18 protein-coding genes and 1 pseudogene are annotated in these 18,323 nt (G+C 71.9%); 11 read left to right on the top strand and 8 right to left on the bottom strand.

Annotated features, from left to right (window positions below):
- Positions 1-129 precede the first annotated feature (129 nt).
- The 4 genes from IF78_RS0117085 to IF78_RS0117070 all read left to right on the top strand — a co-directional run bounded on the left by IF78_RS0117085 (position 130) and on the right by IF78_RS0117070 (position 4,919).
- A complete protein-coding gene (locus tag IF78_RS0117085) occupies positions 130-1,296 on the top strand; it encodes an FAD-dependent oxidoreductase (protein WP_031482220.1) in 1,167 nt (388 codons plus the stop codon).
- A 120-nt stretch (positions 1,297-1,416) separates the two neighbouring features.
- Positions 1,417-3,516, top strand: coding sequence for a xanthine dehydrogenase family protein molybdopterin-binding subunit (locus IF78_RS0117080; protein WP_031482218.1), 2,100 nt, complete (start codon positions 1,417-1,419; stop codon positions 3,514-3,516).
- Positions 3,517-3,534: 18 nt separating this feature from the next.
- A complete protein-coding gene (locus IF78_RS0117075) occupies positions 3,535-3,990 on the top strand; it encodes a (2Fe-2S)-binding protein (RefSeq protein WP_031482216.1) in 456 nt (151 codons plus the stop codon).
- 56 nt (positions 3,991-4,046) lie between these two features.
- Positions 4,047-4,919, top strand: coding sequence for a fructosamine kinase family protein (locus IF78_RS0117070; RefSeq protein WP_031482214.1), 873 nt, complete (start codon positions 4,047-4,049; stop codon positions 4,917-4,919).
- A gap of 64 nt (positions 4,920-4,983) precedes the next feature.
- On the opposite strand, the gene IF78_RS0117065 is transcribed toward IF78_RS0117070, so the two are convergent.
- Positions 4,984-5,877: a hypothetical protein gene (locus tag IF78_RS0117065; RefSeq protein ID WP_037640676.1), complete on the bottom strand. Its 894-nt coding sequence runs from the start codon at positions 5,875-5,877 to the stop codon at positions 4,984-4,986.
- 361 nt (positions 5,878-6,238) lie between these two features.
- On the opposite strand from IF78_RS0117065, the gene IF78_RS0117060 reads away from it, so the two are divergent.
- The gene (locus IF78_RS0117060; protein WP_324617271.1) at positions 6,239-7,360 is read left to right on the top strand and encodes an IS630 family transposase; all 1,122 of its coding nucleotides are present in this window, start codon (positions 6,239-6,241) and stop codon (positions 7,358-7,360) included.
- A 40-nt stretch (positions 7,361-7,400) separates the two neighbouring features.
- On the opposite strand, the gene cpt is transcribed toward IF78_RS0117060, so the two are convergent.
- The 3 genes and pseudogenes from cpt to IF78_RS0117045 form a co-directional block, all read right to left on the bottom strand.
- Positions 7,401-7,931, bottom strand: coding sequence for a chloramphenicol phosphotransferase CPT (gene cpt / locus IF78_RS0117055; protein ID WP_078662488.1), 531 nt, complete (start codon positions 7,929-7,931; stop codon positions 7,401-7,403).
- 99 nt (positions 7,932-8,030) lie between these two features.
- Complete coding sequence (locus IF78_RS0117050; protein WP_031482206.1) at positions 8,031-9,224, bottom strand: CaiB/BaiF CoA transferase family protein; 1,194 nt, start codon at positions 9,222-9,224, stop codon at positions 8,031-8,033.
- A 92-nt stretch (positions 9,225-9,316) separates the two neighbouring features.
- Positions 9,317-9,556, bottom strand: a pseudogene (locus tag IF78_RS0117045) (MarR family transcriptional regulator); the annotation flags it as partial.
- Positions 9,557-9,701: 145 nt separating this feature from the next.
- Here IF78_RS0117045 and IF78_RS0117040 point away from each other — a divergent pair.
- Complete coding sequence (locus IF78_RS0117040) at positions 9,702-10,055, top strand: hypothetical protein (protein WP_031482201.1); 354 nt, start codon at positions 9,702-9,704, stop codon at positions 10,053-10,055.
- 39 nt (positions 10,056-10,094) lie between these two features.
- Here the strand turns inward: IF78_RS0117040 and IF78_RS0117035 are convergent, their stop codons facing one another.
- Together IF78_RS0117035 and IF78_RS0117030 are read right to left on the bottom strand one after the other, a co-directional pair.
- Positions 10,095-11,090: a helix-turn-helix domain-containing protein gene (locus IF78_RS0117035; protein ID WP_031482199.1), complete on the bottom strand. Its 996-nt coding sequence runs from the start codon at positions 11,088-11,090 to the stop codon at positions 10,095-10,097.
- Positions 11,091-11,267: 177 nt separating this feature from the next.
- Positions 11,268-12,242 (bottom strand): alpha/beta hydrolase, encoded by a 975-nt coding sequence (locus IF78_RS0117030; protein WP_031482197.1) that lies wholly within the window; start codon positions 12,240-12,242, stop codon positions 11,268-11,270.
- A gap of 252 nt (positions 12,243-12,494) precedes the next feature.
- Between IF78_RS0117030 and IF78_RS0117025 the strand changes: the two genes are divergently transcribed.
- Positions 12,495-13,460 (top strand): TerC family protein, encoded by a 966-nt coding sequence (locus tag IF78_RS0117025; protein ID WP_031482195.1) that lies wholly within the window; start codon positions 12,495-12,497, stop codon positions 13,458-13,460.
- Positions 13,461-13,672: 212 nt separating this feature from the next.
- Entirely contained in the window at positions 13,673-14,554 is an 882-nt protein-coding gene (locus IF78_RS0117020) for an LLM class F420-dependent oxidoreductase (RefSeq protein WP_031482193.1), read from the top strand.
- Here IF78_RS0117020 and IF78_RS0117015 read toward each other — a convergent pair.
- On the bottom strand, positions 14,530-14,748 hold the full coding sequence (locus IF78_RS0117015; protein WP_031482191.1) for a hypothetical protein: 219 nt from the start codon (positions 14,746-14,748) through the stop codon (positions 14,530-14,532). The genes IF78_RS0117020 and IF78_RS0117015 overlap by 25 nt on opposite strands.
- Before the next feature lie 130 nt (positions 14,749-14,878).
- On the opposite strand from IF78_RS0117015, the gene IF78_RS0117010 reads away from it, so the two are divergent.
- On the top strand, positions 14,879-15,784 hold the full coding sequence (locus IF78_RS0117010; protein WP_031482189.1) for a LysR family transcriptional regulator: 906 nt from the start codon (positions 14,879-14,881) through the stop codon (positions 15,782-15,784).
- Positions 15,785-15,835: 51 nt separating this feature from the next.
- Here the strand turns inward: IF78_RS0117010 and IF78_RS0117005 are convergent, their stop codons facing one another.
- Entirely contained in the window at positions 15,836-16,399 is a 564-nt protein-coding gene (locus IF78_RS0117005; RefSeq protein WP_031482187.1) for an NADPH-dependent FMN reductase, read from the bottom strand.
- A 99-nt stretch (positions 16,400-16,498) separates the two neighbouring features.
- Between IF78_RS0117005 and IF78_RS0117000 the strand changes: the two genes are divergently transcribed.
- Both IF78_RS0117000 and IF78_RS0116995 read left to right on the top strand, forming a co-directional pair.
- The gene (locus IF78_RS0117000) at positions 16,499-17,173 is read left to right on the top strand and encodes a TetR/AcrR family transcriptional regulator (RefSeq protein ID WP_199921406.1); all 675 of its coding nucleotides are present in this window, start codon (positions 16,499-16,501) and stop codon (positions 17,171-17,173) included.
- Between the two features lie 70 nt (positions 17,174-17,243).
- The gene (locus IF78_RS0116995) at positions 17,244-18,278 is read left to right on the top strand and encodes a LacI family DNA-binding transcriptional regulator (protein ID WP_051827973.1); all 1,035 of its coding nucleotides are present in this window, start codon (positions 17,244-17,246) and stop codon (positions 18,276-18,278) included.
- The last annotated feature ends 45 nt before the right edge of the window (positions 18,279-18,323 follow it).

Genomic DNA, 18,323 nt, shown 5'->3' with positions numbered 1-18,323 from the left:
CATTCCGGTTCGGCGTTCCGAACCGTGCGGTGGCTGGGGGCTCGTTCGGGAACCCGGGCCGGACGTGGGACGTTCCACGGAGGACGGCGGCGACCGGCAGGGGGTCGTACGCGCGTCCAAGGGGGCGATGTGACGCGGTTGATTGTCGTAGGGGGCGGGATCGCCGGTGCGGGAGCGGCGCTCGCTCTGCACAAGGCCGGATTCGACGTCGCCGTGTACGAGGCGCATCCGGACTCCGCCGAGGACATCGGCGCGTTCCTCACGCTCGCGAGCAACGGCATGCGGGCTCTCGCGGAGGTCGACGCCTCGGAAGCGGTCACCGCCATCGGCTTTCCGCTCACCTCGATGCGGGTCCTCGACGACACGGGCGCCGAGGTGGCCCACGTGCCGCTGGGCGAGGCCGGCACCGCGCACCTTCGATACCGGTGCCTGTGGCGCGGCGACCTCAACGCCGCCTTGCAGGCCGAGGTCACGCGCCGGGGCATCGGCATCCGGCACGGCGCCCGCCTGGTGTCGGTCGAGGACGGCACGGACGGCGTGACCGCCCACTTCGCCGACGGCAGCACGGCCACCGGCGACCTGCTCATCGGGGCGGACGGCCTGAACTCCACCGTCCGCAGCCTCATCGCTCCCGACGCGCGCCCGGAGTACGCCGGACAGTACGTCTTCTACGGCTACACAGGCACCGCCCCCGCGGCCGCCGGGGCCGAGACGATCACCATGGTGCGCGGCAGCTCTGTCGCCTTCGGGTACGCGGTGTCGCCCGCGGGGGAGACGTACTGGTTCGCGCGCGTCACCGACGCACCCCTGGCCGCCGACGCCCTCGCCGACGGCACCCCGGCCCGCTGGCGCGACCTGCTGCTGCCACTGCTGCGCAAGGACGCCACCGCGGCCGCGGACCTCGTCGCGGCCACCTCCGACCGGCTCATGGTCACCAACGCCACCGAACTCCCCACCGGGACGCCCTGGCGCTCCGCCCGCACGCTGGTCATCGGCGACGCGGCCCACGCGGCGTCCCCCGCCACCGGGCAGGGCGCGTCCATGGCGCTGGAGGACGCCGTGATCCTCGCCAAGTCCCTGCGGGACACACCGGACACCGACGCCGCGCTCGCCCTCTACGAGACCCTCCGCCGCCCTCGCGTGGAACACAACATCACGGTCAGCGGCGGCATATCCCGGGGCACCCGCGCCCCGTCAGGTCCCGGCGCACGGGGCGGCAGCGGTAACCGGCAGGGAGAGGACGAACTGGTACGACACCTGGAGTGGGGCACCGACCTCTCACGACTCGGCCCGTAGATCGATGCAGCGGCCAACCGGCGCAACCCCGGCGCGCACCCGCCCCTCATACAGGTCGAACCACCCCGGGTTCTCGGAGAGGAGCGTCTGTTGGCCAGTCAGTTGTCCCGTCGACAGTTCGTGGTGTACTCGCTGGCGGCGACCACCCTGACCGTCGCGGCACCGCTCGGCTGCGACGGCTCGACCGCGCAGGGCGCCGAGGAAGCCACGGCCGACGGCCGCGCCGCCTCCGACGTCCTGGTCACCGGCACCGACGAGGAGATGCTGGTCCTGGAGGTCACCCCGGCCAACAGGGTCGTCGTACGGCTGCCGCGCGTCGAGGTCGGCCAGGGCGTCACCACCGCCGTCGCGATGATGATCGCCGAGGAGCTGGACGCCCGCCTCGCCGACGTCGACATCCCGCTCGCGGACGCCCGCGGCAAGGGCAACCAGTTCACCGGCGGCTCGAACTCGGTCAGTTCGCTGTACGGACCGGCCCGGCAACTGGCCGCCACCGCCCGCGCCAAGCTGGTGACCGCGGCGGCCCGGCAATGGCACGTCCCCGCGCGGACCCTGCGCACCCGGGGCACCCGGGTCTTCGCACCGGACGGTCGCTCGGCCGCCTTCGGAACGCTGACCAGAGCCGCCGCCCGGATCACGCGCCCCGCCGTGTCGACCGACCCCAAGCCCGCGTCCAAGCACCGCGTGATCGGCCGGCCGACGACCCGCATCGACGGCCGCGACATCGTCACCGGCAAGGCGACGTACACCGGAGACCTCGCGGTGGCCGGCGCCAAGCCGACTGTGGTGGCCCGGCCGCCGACGATCGGCGGCAAGGTCGTCTCGGTCGACTCCGCGGCCGCACGCGCCATGCCCGGCGTGCACGCGGTCGTCCGGATCGACGGCGGTGTCGCCGTGGTCGCCGACACCTTCCACCACGCCTTCCAGGCCCGGGACGCCCTCCGGATCAAGTGGGCGCCGGGCCCGCTGGCGAACGTCTCCGACGCCGAGATCCGTTCCCGGCTGCGTGCCGCCGTGCCGAAGCTGGCGACCCCGCCGCGCGGATCGGCGCAGACGGAGGCCGAGTTCGAGTTCGCCTTCGTCAGCCACGCGCCGATGGAGGTGCTCACCGCCGTGGCGGACGTACGCGCCCAGCGCGCCGAGATCTGGTTCTCCTCCCAGACACCGCAGTCGGCGCGCGAGGAGATCGCCTCGACGATCGGCCTGCCGGTGTCGAAGGTCCGGGTCCATGTCCTGCGCGGCGGCGGCTCGTTCGGACGCCGGCTGAACTACGACGCGGCGATCGAGGCGGCCCTGATCTCCAAGAAGGCGCGCCGGCCGGTGAAGCTGATGTGGAGCCGGGCCGACGACATGCGGCACGGCCGCATGCGCCCGGCCTCCCACCACCGGATCCGGGCCAGCCACGCCCGGGGCAGGGTGGTGGCCTTCGCCCATGCGACGGCCTCGGTCAACGAGTCCTTCGGCAAGCAGGGCCTGTCCACTCAGGGCGGCGTGGGCTCGGCAGTACGCGCCCCCGGGGCGGCCCCGCTCCCCAGCGACAGCGGCCTGTACAACTTCGGCCGCCTCTCCGGCGATTCGGGCTCGGTCGACCTCGCGATCCCCCTCGGCGCCTGGCGCTCGGTGGACTCCGGCACGGTGCGCACCGCCGAGGAGATCGTCGTCGACGAGGTCGCCCGCGCCCTCGGCAAGGACCCGGTCGCCTTCCGCCGAACGACACTGCGGAGCAAGGCCGTCAAGGCCGTATTGGACAAGGTCGCCAAGGCGGGGGACTGGGGCCGGACCATGCCCCGGGGCCACGCCCAGGGTGTCGCCGTGCACGAGGAGTACGGCTCCTGTGTGGCCTGCCTGGTCGAGATCGACGCCGCCGATCCGAAGAACCCCCGGGTGACCAAGGTGGTGATGGCGGCGGACGTCGGCACGGCCGTCAACCCGCGCGGCCTCGAGGCCCAGCTCATGGGCACCGCGGTCGACGGCATCTCCACGGTCCTGCGGGCCGGGCTGCACATCGACAAGGGCGCCGTCCGCGAGAGCAGCTTCGCCGACTTCCACTACGCGCGGCAGCGGCACGCCCCGCAGCACTTCGAGGCGCACATCATGCCCTCAAAGGGCGATCCCGGCGGTGCCGGCGAACTCGGCGTCCCCGCCGCGGCGGGCGCCGTCGCCAACGCCTACGCCCGGGCCACCGGCACCAAGCCGCGCCGCTTCCCCCTCAATTTCTGAGCCTCCGAGAAGGTACCGATGCCGTCCTACTCCTTCACCCTCAACGGCAAGCGCGTCACCGTCGAGGCACCCGCCGACATGCCCCTGCTGTGGGTGCTGCGCGACCTGCTGAACGTCACCGGCCCCAAGTACGGCTGCGGCGTCGGCGCCTGCCGTGCCTGCACCAGCCATCTCGACGGCGACGAGATCCAGCCCTGTGTCGTCCCCGTCGCCGACTGCGCCGGCCGTGCGGTCACCACCATCGAGGGCCTGGCCGACGGCGACCGGCTGCACCCCGTGCAACAGGCCTGGCTGGACTGCGACGTCGCCCAGTGCGGCTTCTGCCAGCCGGGCCAGATCATGGCCACGGCCGCCCTCCTGAAGAAGACGCCCCGGCCGACGGACGCCGACATCGACCGGATCGAGAACGTCTGCCGCTGCGGCACCTACTCCCGGATCCGCGAGGCGATCAAGAAGGCTGCCGCCGGGAGTTGACCCGGTGACTTCGCCGACCGGGTGACTGCGGCGCCGCCGAGGGCCGCCGTACCCTGATGGCCGTGCACAACTCCTTCGAGAGCCCGAGCGCCGCGGCGGCGCGGTTCATCGGTCTGCCCGCCATCGGTGAACGCCGGCTCTCCGGGGCGCTCGCCGAAGTCACCCTCGACGACGGCCGGGTGGTGATGGTCAAGCGCGGCGACGGCGACCGCGCCGCACAGGCCGAGGCGGCGGGACTGCGCTGGCTGGCCGACGCCGGCACGGTTCGCATCCCGGCCGTACACGGCCACGACGGGCGGTGGCTGGTCACCGACCGGGTGGTCACCGGCCGGCCCGGCGCCGCGGCGGCGGAGCGCCTCGGCCGCGAACTGGCCGCCTTGCACGCCACCGGCGCACCCGCGTTCGGGGCTCCGCCGCCCGGCGGCCCCGAGGACGCGTACATCGGCCTCGCGCCGATGCGCAACGTCACCGGCCCCGACTGGCCCCGCTGGTACGCGGAGCACCGGGTGCTGCCGTATCTGCGCCGCGCGGTCGACGAAGGCACGCTCCGCAGCGCCGAGACACCCGTCATCGAGCGGGTCTGCGAACGGCTCCCCGAACTGGCGGGCCCCGCCGAGCCGCCCGCCCGGCTGCACGGCGACCTGTGGAACGGCAACGTCCTGTGGGGCGCCGACGGACATGCCTGGCTCATCGACCCGGCCGCGCACGGCGGCCACCGCGAGACCGACCTGGCCATGCTCCACCTCTTCGGCTGCCCCCACCTGGACCGGCTCCTGGACGGCTACCGGGAGGCCGCGCCCCTCGCCGACGGCTGGCGCGACCGCATCAGCCTCCACCAGCTGTTCCCGCTCCTGGTGCACGCCGTGCTCTTCGGCCGCGGCTACGCCGAACAGGCCCTGGCGGCGGCCGAGTCGGCCCTGACGGCGTGAGCTGCGGGCAGGGGCCGGCCGTCCCGGATCGCGGTCCGGTGGAGTGAGTGGCCGGCCGGAACCCTCACCTCCAACTCGGGGACGGACCGGTGACATTGCCATGCGGCACCGGACGGCCCGTGAACGCGTCCAGCACGATCCGGTCGCCGAGCGGGCGGTCCAGTTCGACCGTCACCTTCTTGACGCGCAGGTCGGCCGTGCAGATACCGCCCGTCGCGCCGACGACGTAGGCGGACAGGACCACGCTCCCGTCGGTCTCCAGCGCGTCCACGGCGGGTCCGTCGTCGCAGGACCCGTGGTAGCCGTGCACGGTGACGGACCGGTCGTCCTCGGCCACCTCGACCAGGTCGTGGAGCTCCCGCACACCGTTGGACGGCGCTTCTCCGACGGGCCCGATGGGCGGCTGGGGAAGCTTCGACGGGTCGACGGCGACGCGCTTGAGCGGGGTGTCGTAGCCCTCGATCGTGAACAGCCACGCCGGGACGGTGGCCGGGCCGCGACTCGTGGCCAGCGTCGTCTCACCCAGCTTCGCCCCGGTCACCGTGAGATACGGCCCCGGCCCGCTGCTGCGGCCCACCCTCTCGTACGCCTGCCGCGCGCCCATGAGCGGCAGCGTGAGCGAGCCGCCGCGCTCCCAGGTCACCGTGGCGTCCTTGCGCGGGGAGTCGGGGAGTTCGCCGCGCAGCCGGAAGTTGTCCGTTATGTACGCCTCTTTGTCGGCGTCGTTGTGGAAGGCGTCCTCGGGCAGCTGGACCGCGTCCGCCATCGGGTAGTAGCCCTTGCGCCAGGTCTCGGCGGCCGGTGAGCCGTCCCAGGCCTTGGCCACCTCGAGGGCGCGGGGCCTGGTGTCCGGCGCCGGCTCGGAATCGCCCGAGCCTGCGGCGCCTGCGCCGCATCCGGCGCTGAGCAGGCAGAGGGCGGTGAGCAGTTGGACGGTGCGTGAAGCGGTCGTACGCATGGATCCCCCCGGACGGACGGCGACGGGCACGGGCGGGGCGAGGTCGCGGTCGCCCCGACACTGTGACGCACGAAGGGCCCGGAACGTTGGGGTCACACCAGGGACTGTGTGCCGAGCACGGCGAGTAGCGCGAGGCGTTTCGGCGTCCTCGCTGCCCGGCTCGGCCGTGTGCGGATGGCACAGCTCGGCCCCCGGCGGCCCGACCGGCGGCTACTTCGACGTGAACGGGCCGCTGCCCTGGTGACGTCGGGCCGCCGATGCCCTCAGGACCCGTCTAGTGCTCTGACCGCATAGGTTCGCCGGGTTGGTCGTTGGAGCGGTTGGATGGGTGGTGACGTCCGATCCGACCGCTGGAGGTGTGGTGGCCGAGCCTGTGCGGGTGCGCAGACTGACCGACCAGGAAGGGCAGAAGCTGCAGCAGATCGTCCGCCGGGGCAGTACCAGCTCGGTGCGCTACCGGCGGGCGATGATGCTGCTGGCCTCCGCCGGCGGGAACCGCGTCCCGGTGATTGCACAGCTGGTGCAGGCCGACGAGGACACAGTGCGGGAGGTGATCCACTGGTTCAACGAGATCGGCCTGGCCTGCCTGGACCCTCGATGGGCGGGAGGCCGTCCCCGCCTGCTCAGTGATGACGACGAGGACTTCGTCGTCCAGACGGCCACCACCCGCCCCACCAAGCTGGGACAGCCCTTCACCCGCTGGTCGATCCGCAAACTCGCCGCCTACCTTCGCCGCGTGCACGGACGCATCATCCGCATCGGCCGGGAAGCCTTACGGTGCCTGCTCCTGCGCCGCGGCATCACCTTCCAGCGCACCAAGACCTGGAAGGAATCACCCGACCCCGAACGCGACGCCAAGCTCGACCGCATCGAGCACGTCCTGGAGCACCTCCCCGACCGGGTCTTCGCCTTCGACGAGTTCGGCCCGCTCGGGATCCGGCCCACCGCCGGCTCCTCCCGGGCGAAGCAGGGCAGGCCCGACCGGCTCCCGGCGACCTACCGTCGCACCCACGGCGTCACCTACTTCCACGGCTGCTACTCCGTCGGCGACGACCGCTTGTGGGGCGTCAACCGCCGCCGCAAGGGCACCGCCAACACGCTGGCCGCGCTGAAGTCGATCCGCGCCGCCCGGCCCGACGGCGCCCCGATCTACATCATCCTGGACAACCTCTCCGCCCACACAAGTCAGGGCATACGCCGCTGGGCGAAGAAGAACAAGGTCGAGCTGTGCTTCACTCCGACCTACGCCTCCTGGGCCAACCCGATCGAGGCGCACTTCGGACCGCTGCGGCAGTTCACCCTGGCCAACTCCCACCACCGCAGCCACCCCGCGCAGACCCGGGCCCTGCACCGCTATCTGCGCTGGCGCAACGCCAACGCCCGTCACCCCGACGTGCTCGCCGCCCAGCGCAAAGAGCGCGCCCGCATCCGCAGCGAAATGGGCATCCGCTGGGGCGGACGCCCCCTCACCACCGCCGCCTGACTCGCCCCGGCCTCACAGCGGCGGACAGCCTGGCTGTCGATCACTTGACATGCGCGGCGATGGTCCGTGCGCACTCCATCGCCTCCGCGTGCGTGGTGTCCACCTCCAGGTCATAGGCAACGCCCTGGTGGGCCACTTCCGCCTGGGATGCAGCCATCCCGATGGTCCGATCGCCTCGTGCGACCTCACGGCCTGCGGCCACCTCCGCGTCACACCTGACGCCGACCCACAGCACCTGCAGTTCACCCAAGGCTTTCTGCCATCGCTGCTGTGAGTACGCTCCGCCGAGAAAGACCTCGTCGACGATGACCCGGGCGCCTGCACGGGCCATCGCGGCGACTCCCTCGATCCATGCCGCTTCCAGCGTTCGGAACTCAGGACCGACGACCACCTCTCCGTCCGGCGCGAACTCGATCCCGCCATCCGACGCCTGCATGGACGCCGGCATCGCCTCAACCAGCGTGTCTGTCCCGAGGGCCAGCCACGGATCCGGCAGCACTGCCTGCAGACACCGAACGATCCCGGATTTCCCCGAGCTGGAACCACCATTGACAACGATCACCTGAGTCATCACCGCGCCACAGTAGAGGCGCCAGGGCAACGCTCGAAACAGATTTCCGTGAACCCTGCACCGCCTGCCACAACCCGGCGAACCTTCCCGGTCAGAGCACTAGATGACGGCGTCGGCGCGCAGGGCCCCGATCTCCTCGCCGGTACGCCCGAGTTGGGCGAGGATCGCGTCGGTGTGCTCGCCCACCTCGGGCACCGGGTCCATGCGCGCGGGCACTCCCGCGAGGTCGGCCGGCGGCAGCAGGGCCCGTGCCGTCGCGCCGCCCGGCACCGCGACCTCGCTCCAGCGGCCGCGGGCGGCCAGGACGGGGTGGTCGAGGAAGGCGGGGACGTCGTTGACCCCGGCACAGGCGATGTTGACGGACTCCAGGTCCTTCAGGATCTCCTCGGCACCGGAGCGGGCACAGCGCTCGGCGACGACGGCGTTGAGCTCGTCGCGGTGGGCCACGCGGGCGGAGCTGGTGGCGAAGCGCGGGTCGTCCGTCAGCTCGGGCCGCCCCAGGAACTCGGCGCACAGGACGGCCCACTCGCGCTCGTTCTGGATGGAGAACAGCACCTCCCTGCCGTCCGCGGCCGCGAAGGCGCCGTACGGAGCGAGGGTCGGGTGCTGGGTGCCCAGACGCGGGGGCTGGGCACCTCCGTACTGCGTGTAGTAGGCGGGCTGCCCCATCCACTCGGCCAGCGCCTCGAACAGGGACACCTCCACCGGATGGACCGTACCGGTGGTGGCGCGCGTGTAAAGGGCGGTGAGAATGCCGCTGTACGCGTACATCCCGGCGGCGATGTCGGCGACGGAGATGCCGACGCGGGCGGTCTCGTCCGGAGTTCCGGTGAGCGACACGAGCCCTGTCTGGCACTGCACCAGCAGGTCGTAGGACTTCCGGTCGGCCCACGGCCCGGACGTGCCGTACCCGGAGATCGTGCACGGCACCAGCCGCGGCCACCGCTCACGCAGCGCCTCGACACCCAGACCGAGGCGGTCGGCGGCACCGGGCGCCAGATTCTGTACGAACACGTCGGCTCCGTCGAGGAGTTGGCGCAGGATCTCCAGGCCCCGTGGAGCCTTCAGATCCAGCGTGAGCGACTCCTTGGACCGGTTGAGCCAGACGAAATAGCTCGACTGCCCGTGCACCGTCGTGTCGTACCGACGGGCGAAGTCCCCGTCCCCAGGCCGCTCGACCTTGATCACGCGCGCACCGAGGTCGGCGAGCTGCCGGGTGGCGTACGGGGCGGCCACCGCCTGCTCGAGGCTGACGACGGTGATGCCGGACAAGGGGAGACGGGGCGCGCTCATGCGGGTCATTAGTACGTGTCCGTGCGAGGAGCCGTCAACGGCTGCCCGAACCGCCGCGACAGGGCCCAGGGCGCCGCGCCGTCTCAGACGGGGACGCGGAGGGTCTCCACGTGGCTGAGGACGACCGCGTCGGCGACCTGCTTCATCTGCAGGTGGCCGCCTTCGCCGTCGTGCTGTCGGCTGAGGACGTCGAGCAGGGAGTACTCGCGCACGCTCAGGTCGTGCCCGGTCTGCAGGGCGCGCTCGATGTGCGCCTCGATCCTCCCGTGCAGCAGGGAGAGGGCGCACCAGCCCTGGGCGAGGGCGGTGAGCGCGGGGTCCGTGGCGGTCATGGCGCCGGTGTCCTCCATCCCGATGTGAGTGTCCTCCAGGATAGGGCATGCGTGAAATTTCCAGCGAATGCGTGTAGAGCGCGCGTGCAAGCACTGCGGAAACTCCGTGGCCTTCGCATCGGCGGTGTGGGTATCGTCGGCGCCCATGATCAGCACGCCTCCGACGACCACACTCTGGCGACCCACCGGCCCCAAGGAGCTGGACCTGGTCCGCGAGCTGGACTGGCGTGCCTGGCCGCCGAGGCTTCCCGAGCAGCCGATCTTCTACCCGGTACTCAACGAGGACTACGCGGTGAGGATCGCCCGGGACTGGAACGTCAAGCACGACGGCGCCGGCTTCGTCACCCGGTTCGAGGTCGAGTCCGACTTCCTGGGCCGGTACCCCGTGCAGCAGGCGGGCGGTGAGACGATCCTCGAACTGTGGGTGCCCGCCGAGGAACTCGACGAGTTCAACGCCCACATCGTCGGCACGATCGAGGTCGTGCACGAGTTCCGCTGACCGCGGCCGGCGCCGGAGCCGGTGCCGGTGCCGGTGCCGTCAGGGTCGCGCCAGATGCCGCATGGTGAGCGCCACGCCCAGCCTGAACCTGCCCTGCGGTGTGCGCAGCGGCCAGCCCAGCAGGTGCTCGGCGTGTGCCAGCCGCTCCTGGAGGGTGGAGTGGTGCACGTTGATCTCGGCCGCCGCCGCCCGCAGGCTCACCGTCGAGGCGACGGCGTGCAGCGTGGCGAGCAGCCAGGGCGCGGCCGCCGCGGCCGACTCCAGGGCCTGTACGTCGGGCGGCGGCTCGGCGCCCGGTGCGACGAGGTCGGCGAGGAGGGCGATGCCGCCCAGCTCGTCGGCGTGGACGACGCCCGGACCGGGGTCCTGTGCGGTGCCCTCGGCCGTGAAGCGGAGCGCGACGCGCGCCTGCGCCCAGGAGCGCGGCAGGTCGAGCACGGGGACGGCGGGACCCACGCCCACCCGGCCGTCGGGCGGCGGCTCGGGCTCCGGATGCGCGGGGGCGATGCGGGCGCGGCCGTCCAGCGGGGCGAGGACGCGGGCCGGTGCGGTGGGATCGAGCCCCAGCCGACGGGCCGCGTGCAGCCGCGCCGCCTCCGGGGCCGTGGCGTCGAGGACGGTCTCGACCAGCGCCGGATCGTCGGCCGGCGCCCGCCCGCGGGTCCGGTCGAGCACCAGCCGTACGGCACCGGCGGCCCGCTCCAGGATCACCGCGTCCACGACACTGGGCTCCGCCGCCTCGGCCCGCTCCAGCCACAGAGCCGGAGCGCCGCCCGGCCTCAGCGCGGCGCAGGGCCAGGCGGGATCCGGGGGCGACTCGCTCTCCCGGCGGATCCCGTCGGCCTCGACCCGGACCTGCACCCGCCGGTCCGCGTCCACCAGCCGCGCCGGCACCCCGGCCAGCACGGCGGCCCCGCGCACCAGCGCTTCCAGCCCGGCCCGAGCCTCGGCGAGCCGATCGAAGTAGGCGATGACCCGGACGGCGGCACCGGCGTCCGGATCCAGCGCGGTCAGACGTCCAGCCAGCTCCTTCATGGGCCCATGGTGCGGTATGCGGTCAAGGGACCGGGAGCCCGAGCATGAGAACGCCGGGCAGGGCGACGTACCCAAGGGGCGCGGGGCTGTATCAATATGCGGCTCCACCGCGTGGGCGCGACAAGCCACACACGACCCGCACCATCACTGAACCTGGCAGACGAACAGGCGAACGCCTCACTCACCCAACAGCCTCTTCAACCACGCCAGATGCGCTCCCCGACACGCCCGCGACAACGCCGCCTGAGGCGCGAACCCGTCGAACCCGTGGAACCCACCGGGCCACACATGCAGCTCGGCCACGCCACCGGCCTGCCAGATCCGCGACGCATAGGCGACGACCTCGTCACGGAAGGTCTCCGCGGAGCCGACATCCAGGAAGGCGGGGGGCAGCCCCGACAGGTCCTCGGCACGGGCAGGCGCCGCGTACGCGGGCACGTCGGGCCCACCCCGACGCTCACGGAGCAGCGCCGTCCAGCCGGTCTCGTTGGCCGTACGGTCCCAGATGCCGAGGCCCGCCATCTGATGGACGGAAGGACTGTCGTTGCGGTCGTCCAGCATCGGGCACATCAGCATCTGGCCGATCACCTCCGGGCCCTGGCGGTCCCGGGTCAGCAGCGCGAGCGCCGCGGACAGTCCGCCACCCGCGCTGGCACCGGCCACGACGATCCGCTGCGGGTCGCCGCCCAGCTCGGCCGCGTGCTTCGCGGTCCACTCGAGGCCGGCGTACACGTCATCGATCTGCGCCGGGTACGGGTGCTCGGGTGCGAGGCGGTACTCCACGGACACCACGATCGCGTCCACCTCTTTCGCCCACGCCAGCGGGATGTCCACGCCGACCCGGTTGTTGCCGATGACCAGGCCGCCGCCGTGGATGTGGTAGATCACCGGCCGCGGAGCCGCGACCGCCCGGGCGGCCGGCCGGCAGATCAGCAGGGAGATCTCGGGGGCGCCCTCCGGGCCGGGCACCGTACGGTCCTCGACCTCGAAGAATCCGCCCATGGTCAGATCCAGCTCGGCCAGCATCTGGATGCCCGGACCCCGGCGGACCTCGGCTATCTCGTCCATCGTCAGGCCGGGCGAGATCACGTCCCTGATGAGCTCCAGGGCGGCGGCGAGCTCGGGATCGAACGGGGGCGGGACCTGGGTCATGGCTTCTCCTCACACGGGGGTCACACGGGGGCACGCGTGCCCGGCGGCTCTGCGACTGTGCGGCCATGATCCGCGCACCCGCCTCTACCGGAGCGCCGCCGTTCGGCGGAACCTGCCCGCCGTACGGCGGGTGGCTCCCTCACGTCCGGGAGATTGCCAGGACATGACTCTCTGTTCACCTGCTGTGGGTGGAAGGAACCACAGGTCGGCGATCACGCTGTCAGAGCCTCACCTGCACCAGGAGTAGCACCTGTGAACGTTTCCCTCTCCGTCTGGCTGCTGACCATCGTGGCCCTGTGCGCGCTGGTCGCCGTCGACTTCTTCATCGGTCGCAAGCCCCACGACGTGTCGATCAGGGAAGCGGGGACCTGGACGATCGTCTGGGTCGTACTGGCCTGTCTGTTCGGCCTGGGGCTGTTCTACTACGGCGGCGCCCGGCCCACGGGGGAGTTCTTCGCCGGGTACATCACGGAGAAGTCGCTCAGCGTCGACAACCTCTTCGTCTTCGTCCTGATCATGGCGAAGTTCGCGGTGCCCTCGCAGTACCAGCAACGCGTCCTGATGATCGGCGTGATCATGGCCCTGGTGCTGCGCGCCGCCTTCATCGCGGCCGGCGCGGCGATCATCTCCACGTTCTCCTGGGTGTTCTACGTCTTCGGCGCCTTCCTGATCTGGACCGCCTGGAAGCTGGTCCAGGACGCCCGCAAGGAGGAGCACGAGGAGGAGTACCAGGAGAACAAGCTGCTGCGGATGGCGGAGAAGCGGTTCGGCGTGGCCGACCGCTACCACGGCACCAAGCTGTTCATCACCGAGAACGGCAAGCGGATCATGACCCCGATGCTGGTCGTGATGCTGGCGATCGGCTCCACCGACGTCCTGTTCGCCCTCGACTCCATCCCCGCGATCTACGGGCTGACCCAGGACCCGTACATCGTCTTCACCGCCAACGCATTCGCGCTGATGGGCCTCAGGCAGCTCTACTTCCTGATCGGCGGCCTGCTGAAGAAGCTCGTCCACCTCAGCTACGGCCTGTCGATCATCCTCGGCTTCATCGGCGTCAAGCTCGTCCTGCACGCGCTCCACGAGTCCGGCGTCCACGTCCCCGAGATCAGCATCCCCTTCTCGCTCGGCTTCATCGTGCTCGTTCTGGCGGTGACGACGGTGACCAGCCTGCGCGCTTCCAAGAAGCAGGAGCGGACAGACGCCGCACGCATGTGAACAGATGCCCTGCCGGCGCAACAGCCGTGAGCGCCGCGACCAGCGCACACACCCCGGTCCGGCCGAGGCGGCCGTAGGCGCGGGCGCCCGGCCAGGAGCCGACCGTGCCGCTGACTGGGCGACCGACTCGCCGGGTTGCCTTGACTTCGAGAGCGCTCGAAGAACTAGCGTCGTCGGCGTCGGTGAACGGTCCGGGTGAACGGAGACAGGCCATGCGGGTCGGAGTGCACATCAACCGTTTCGACCATTCCGGTGGAGGCCCCGCGCTCGGTGCCGAACTCGCCGCCGCGGGCGCCGCCGCCGAGGCGGCCGGGGTGAGCTGGCTGTCGGTGATGGACCACTACTTCCAGATGGAGTTCAACGGCCGTGCCGAGGACCCCATGCTGGAGGCCTACACGACCCTCGGCTTCCTCGCCGCCCACACCTCCACGGTCCGCCTCGGCGCCCTGGTGACCGGCGTGACCTACCGCCACCCCGGCCTGCTCGCCAAGATCGCCACCACACTCGACGTGCTGTCCGGCGGCCGGGCCACCCTCGGGATCGGCGCCGCCTGGTACGGCCGCGAGCACGAGGGGCTCGGGGTGCCGTTCCCGTCGGTCGCCGAGCGCTTCGAGCGGCTGGAGGAGACCCTGCGGATCTGCCTCCAGATGTGGGATCCGGAGACCGACGGGCCCTTCGAGGGCAAGCACTACCGGCTGGCCGAGACCCTCTGTGTGCCCGCGCCGATCAGCGCCCCGCACCCCGAGATCATGATCGGCGGGGGAGGGGAGAAGAAGACGCTCCGGCTGGTGGCCCGCTACGGCGACGCGTGCAACCTGTTCACCACCTCACCGGAGGAGGTCAGGCACAAGCTCGACGTGCTGCGCGGCCACTGCGACACCGAGGGACGTGACTACGACGCGATCCGCAAGACGGTCGCCTACGGCGGGGACCCGGCCACCGAGGGCGACCTCGACGCGTTCACCCGGGAGATCACGGGCTACACCAAGCTCGGGATCGACACCGTGATCCTCTCCCCGCGCCTGGGCGAGACCTCCGCCTGGATGGAGAGCTTCGTGGCCCCGGCCGTTCAGCGGCTGGCCGAACTCGACTGAGCCTCGGCGGGACGGCTGCGGGACACGACCCGCGTCCCGCGGCCGTCGACGACCCGCATCTGCAGCGATCCGCAGCCGCAGCGCGTCCACAGCGTGTGGCCCGCCGCGGTGCCGTGCCGGGAGAGCACCTGGAAGGGCTCGGCGCCGTCGGGCCACCCGCAGTGCGGGCAGACGGTGCCGGTCGGGCTGGTCATGGCGACTCCTCGTACCTCGTGGTTGGTTGACCGTGTGGCTGGTTGACCGTCGCGACACAACCAAGGGTGCGATGCGCCTTCGTACACGTCCAGGTTGACTTTCCGGACGACACCTTGAAGCGTGGCCTTCATGATTGACCTGCGCCGACTGCATGTGCTGAGGGCCGTGGCGCACTACGGCACGGTCACCGCCGCCGCCAACGCCCTGCACTTCACGCCCTCCGCCGCTTCCCAGCAGATCCGCCAGCTCGCCCGCGAACTGGGCGTCGACCTGCTCGAACCGCAGGGCCGAGGGGTGCGCCTCACCGCGGCCGCCGAGAGCCTGCTCGCACACGCCGACGCGATCGCGGCGCGCTGGGAGGAGGCCGAACTCGACCTGCGCGCAGAACACAGCGCCCCCACCGGCCAGCTGCGCGTCTGCGGTTTTCCCATGGCCGTGTCGGTGCTGCTGGCGCCGATGGCCGTACGCCTGCGGGAGCGGCACCCGAGGCTGACCGTGCGCATCCAGGAGACCGGCGTCCCGGCGAGCTTCGACCTGCTCTTCGAGGGTCAGGTCGACCTGGCGGTGGTGGAGGTGACCCCGCACAACCCGCCGCTGAGCGACGCCCGCTTCGACCAGCAGCCGCTGCTGGACGACCCGTACGATCTCGTCGTTCCGGAGGATCATCCGCTGGCCCGACGTAATCGGGTGGACCTGGCGGAGGCCGCGCACGAGGACTGGATCGCGCCGGTGCCGGACAGCCCGTGCCGTCCGCATGTGATGTCGGCGTGCGGGGCGGCCGGGTTCACCCCGAACGTGATGCATCACGCCATGGACTGGAACGTCACCGCCCACCTGGTCGCCCATCGCCTCGGCGTCGCCCTGATCCCACGGCTGGCCCAGCTGACCCCGCACCTGTCGATCCGCCGCGTCCGCTGCTCGGGCGAGCCGCACCGCAAGCTGCTCACCTGCACTCGCCGGGGCTGCCGGGAACGCCCGGCGGTGGCGGCGGCGCTGGGGGAGCTGCGGGAGCTGGCGCCCACGGCGGTGGCCTGACACGGCGAGAGGCCGGAGCCCAGGGCGCCGGCCTCTCGTCAGGGGTACCGATCAGGCGGCGACCGGCTCGCCGGCGTTGCCGTGGACGCGTGCGATGACCTCGGTCAGCTGCGCGGCGACCTCGGCGTCGTCGACCGGGTGCGTCTCGGCGAACCGGACCACGGAGCCCGGGATGGACAGCTTGACGTCCTCGAGAACCTTGCCGCCGGCGATGCCCACGGCCTTGCGGGTCTCGTCCTGCGCCCATACGCCGCCGTACTGGCCGAAGGCGGTGCCGACCACGGCGACCGGCTTGCCGCCGAAGGCGCCGGCGCCGTACGGGCGGGACAGCCAGTCGATGGCGTTCTTCAGCACGGCCGGGATGGTGCCGTTGTACTCGGGGGAGAAGAGCAGGAACGCATCGGAGGCCTGTGCGGCCTCGCGCAGCTTGATGGCGGCGGCGGGGACGCTGCCCTCGACGTCGATGTCCTCGTTGTAGAAGGGGATGTCGGCCAGGCCCTCGAAGAGCACGACCTCGGCGCCCTCGGGAGCGAGCTTGACGGCCGCCTCGGCCAGCTGACGGTTGTGCGAACCGGCACGAAGGCTGCCGACGAGCGCGAGGATGCGAACAGACATGCGAACTCCCAGGGTGCTGAAACACTGCCGTTACGATCCGGACCGAGGTCCGCTTACTTTCTAGCACCTTAACCGGACCGTGGTCCAGTTTCATTCCCGATGCTTTACGCTGGCTTCATGTCCGCCGACCTGCCGCTCTTCCCGCAGCCTCAGGAGCCCCTCGACACGCCTCGGTTGCTGGAGGTCGGCTCCGCCCCCGACGAGCCCTGCCTGCGTGCCGACGCGGCCCGCAACCGCGCCCGGCTGCTGGAGGCGGCCGCCGAGCTGATCGCGGAGCACGGCGCGGCCGGGGTCACGATGGAGGCGGTGGCCGCGGCGGCCGGCGTGGGCAAGGGCACGGTCTTCCGCCGCTTCGGCGACCGCACCGGCCTGCTGACGGCGTTGCTGGACCACTCCGCGAGGAAGCTGCAGGCCGACTTCCTCGGCGGGCCGCCGCCGCTGGGCCCCGGGGCGCCGCCGGTCGAGCGGCTGCACGCGTTCGGCCGGGCGGTGCTGTACCGCACGGCCGAGCAACTGGACCTGCACCTGGCCGCCCAGCCGGAGCCGACCCGCCGCTTCAGCCACCCCGCGCGCCGGGGGCTGCACACCCACGTCACGATGCTGCTGCGGCAGATCCTGCCCGACGCCGACTGCGATCTCCTCGCCCAGACGCTCATGGCGTATCTGGACCCCGCCCTGATCAACCACCTGAACAGGCAGTGCGGGATGCCGATGGAGCGGCTGGAGAACGGCTGGACCGACCTGGTCGCCCGCGTGACGAGCACGGGGACGTGAACGGGGAGGTGAACAGGCGGGGGCCCTGAGCTGAGCCTCGCTCACAGCTTCTGCAAGGATGCGGTACGTCATGGTGCAGATACCGAAAACGCCCGCGCCCGCTTCCCCCGCACCGCGCTCGGTACCCACGAGCGCCGATGTGGCCCGCCTGGCCGGCGTCTCGCGCGCGACCGTCTCCTACGTCCTCAACAACACCAGCGCCGTCCGGATCAGCGAGCCCACCCGCCGCCGCGTCCACGAGGCCGCGAAGGAGCTGGGGTACGTCCCGCACGCGGCCGCCCGCAGCCTGCGCGCCGGGCACAGCCGCATGGTCCTGATGCCCGCACCGAGCTTTTCCGGCGGCCCGCTCTACAGCCGGTTCCTCGGCGACCTCCAGGCCGCGCTCGGTCGCCTCGACTACACCGTCGTACAGCACGGAAGCGTCGGTCTGCGCGGCGACGAGGCCGCCCGCGCGTGGGCCGAGCTGCGTCCGGTCGCCGTCCTGGTGCCGGGCTCCGGGCTCTGCCCCAGGGGTGTGACCGTGCTCAAGCGGTCCGGCGCGCGGGCCGTCGTCACTCTCGGCCCCGAGTCCGTCGAGGGCGCCCACGCGCTGTTGATGGACTACGAGGCCGTGGGCCACTGCGCGGGACGCCACCTCTACGACCGCGGCCGGCGCCGTATCGGCGTGGTCGTGCCCGAGGAGGAAAGGCTGAAGGCCTTCTCCACGCCCCGTCTCGAAGGGGTACGCCGTGCCCTGGAGGGCACCGACGCCACCGTGACCGCCCTGCCCCTCGCCTACGACGAGGAGGCCGCCGCACGGCTCGCCGCCCGCTGGCGCGACCTCGGTCTCGACGCCGTGTTCGCCTACAACGACGAGTACGCGATGCTGCTGATGCGCGCCCTGCAGGACGAAGGCCTGCGCATCCCCGCCGACACGGCCGTCATCGGCGCCGACGACCTGATGCTCGGACGGCTGCTGCGGCCTAGGCTGAGCACCGTCCACATAGAGCTGCCGTCCGGCCGGGACCTCGCGGAACTGGTCGACCGCGCGGTGCAGAGCCCCGGCGCCGCGCCCGAGACGCACAAGGTGCTGGGGGCGTCGGTGGTGCACCGCGAGTCCAGCTGAGGGACCGCGTGTCCGGCCGGCGCAGGAGGTACCGCCGAGGCAGGG

This window comes from Streptomyces bicolor, assembly GCF_000719285.1.
In the GTDB taxonomy this organism is placed as follows: domain Bacteria; phylum Actinomycetota; class Actinomycetes; order Streptomycetales; family Streptomycetaceae; genus Streptomyces; species Streptomyces bicolor.
This window is presented reverse-complemented; position numbering and strand designations above follow the sequence as displayed.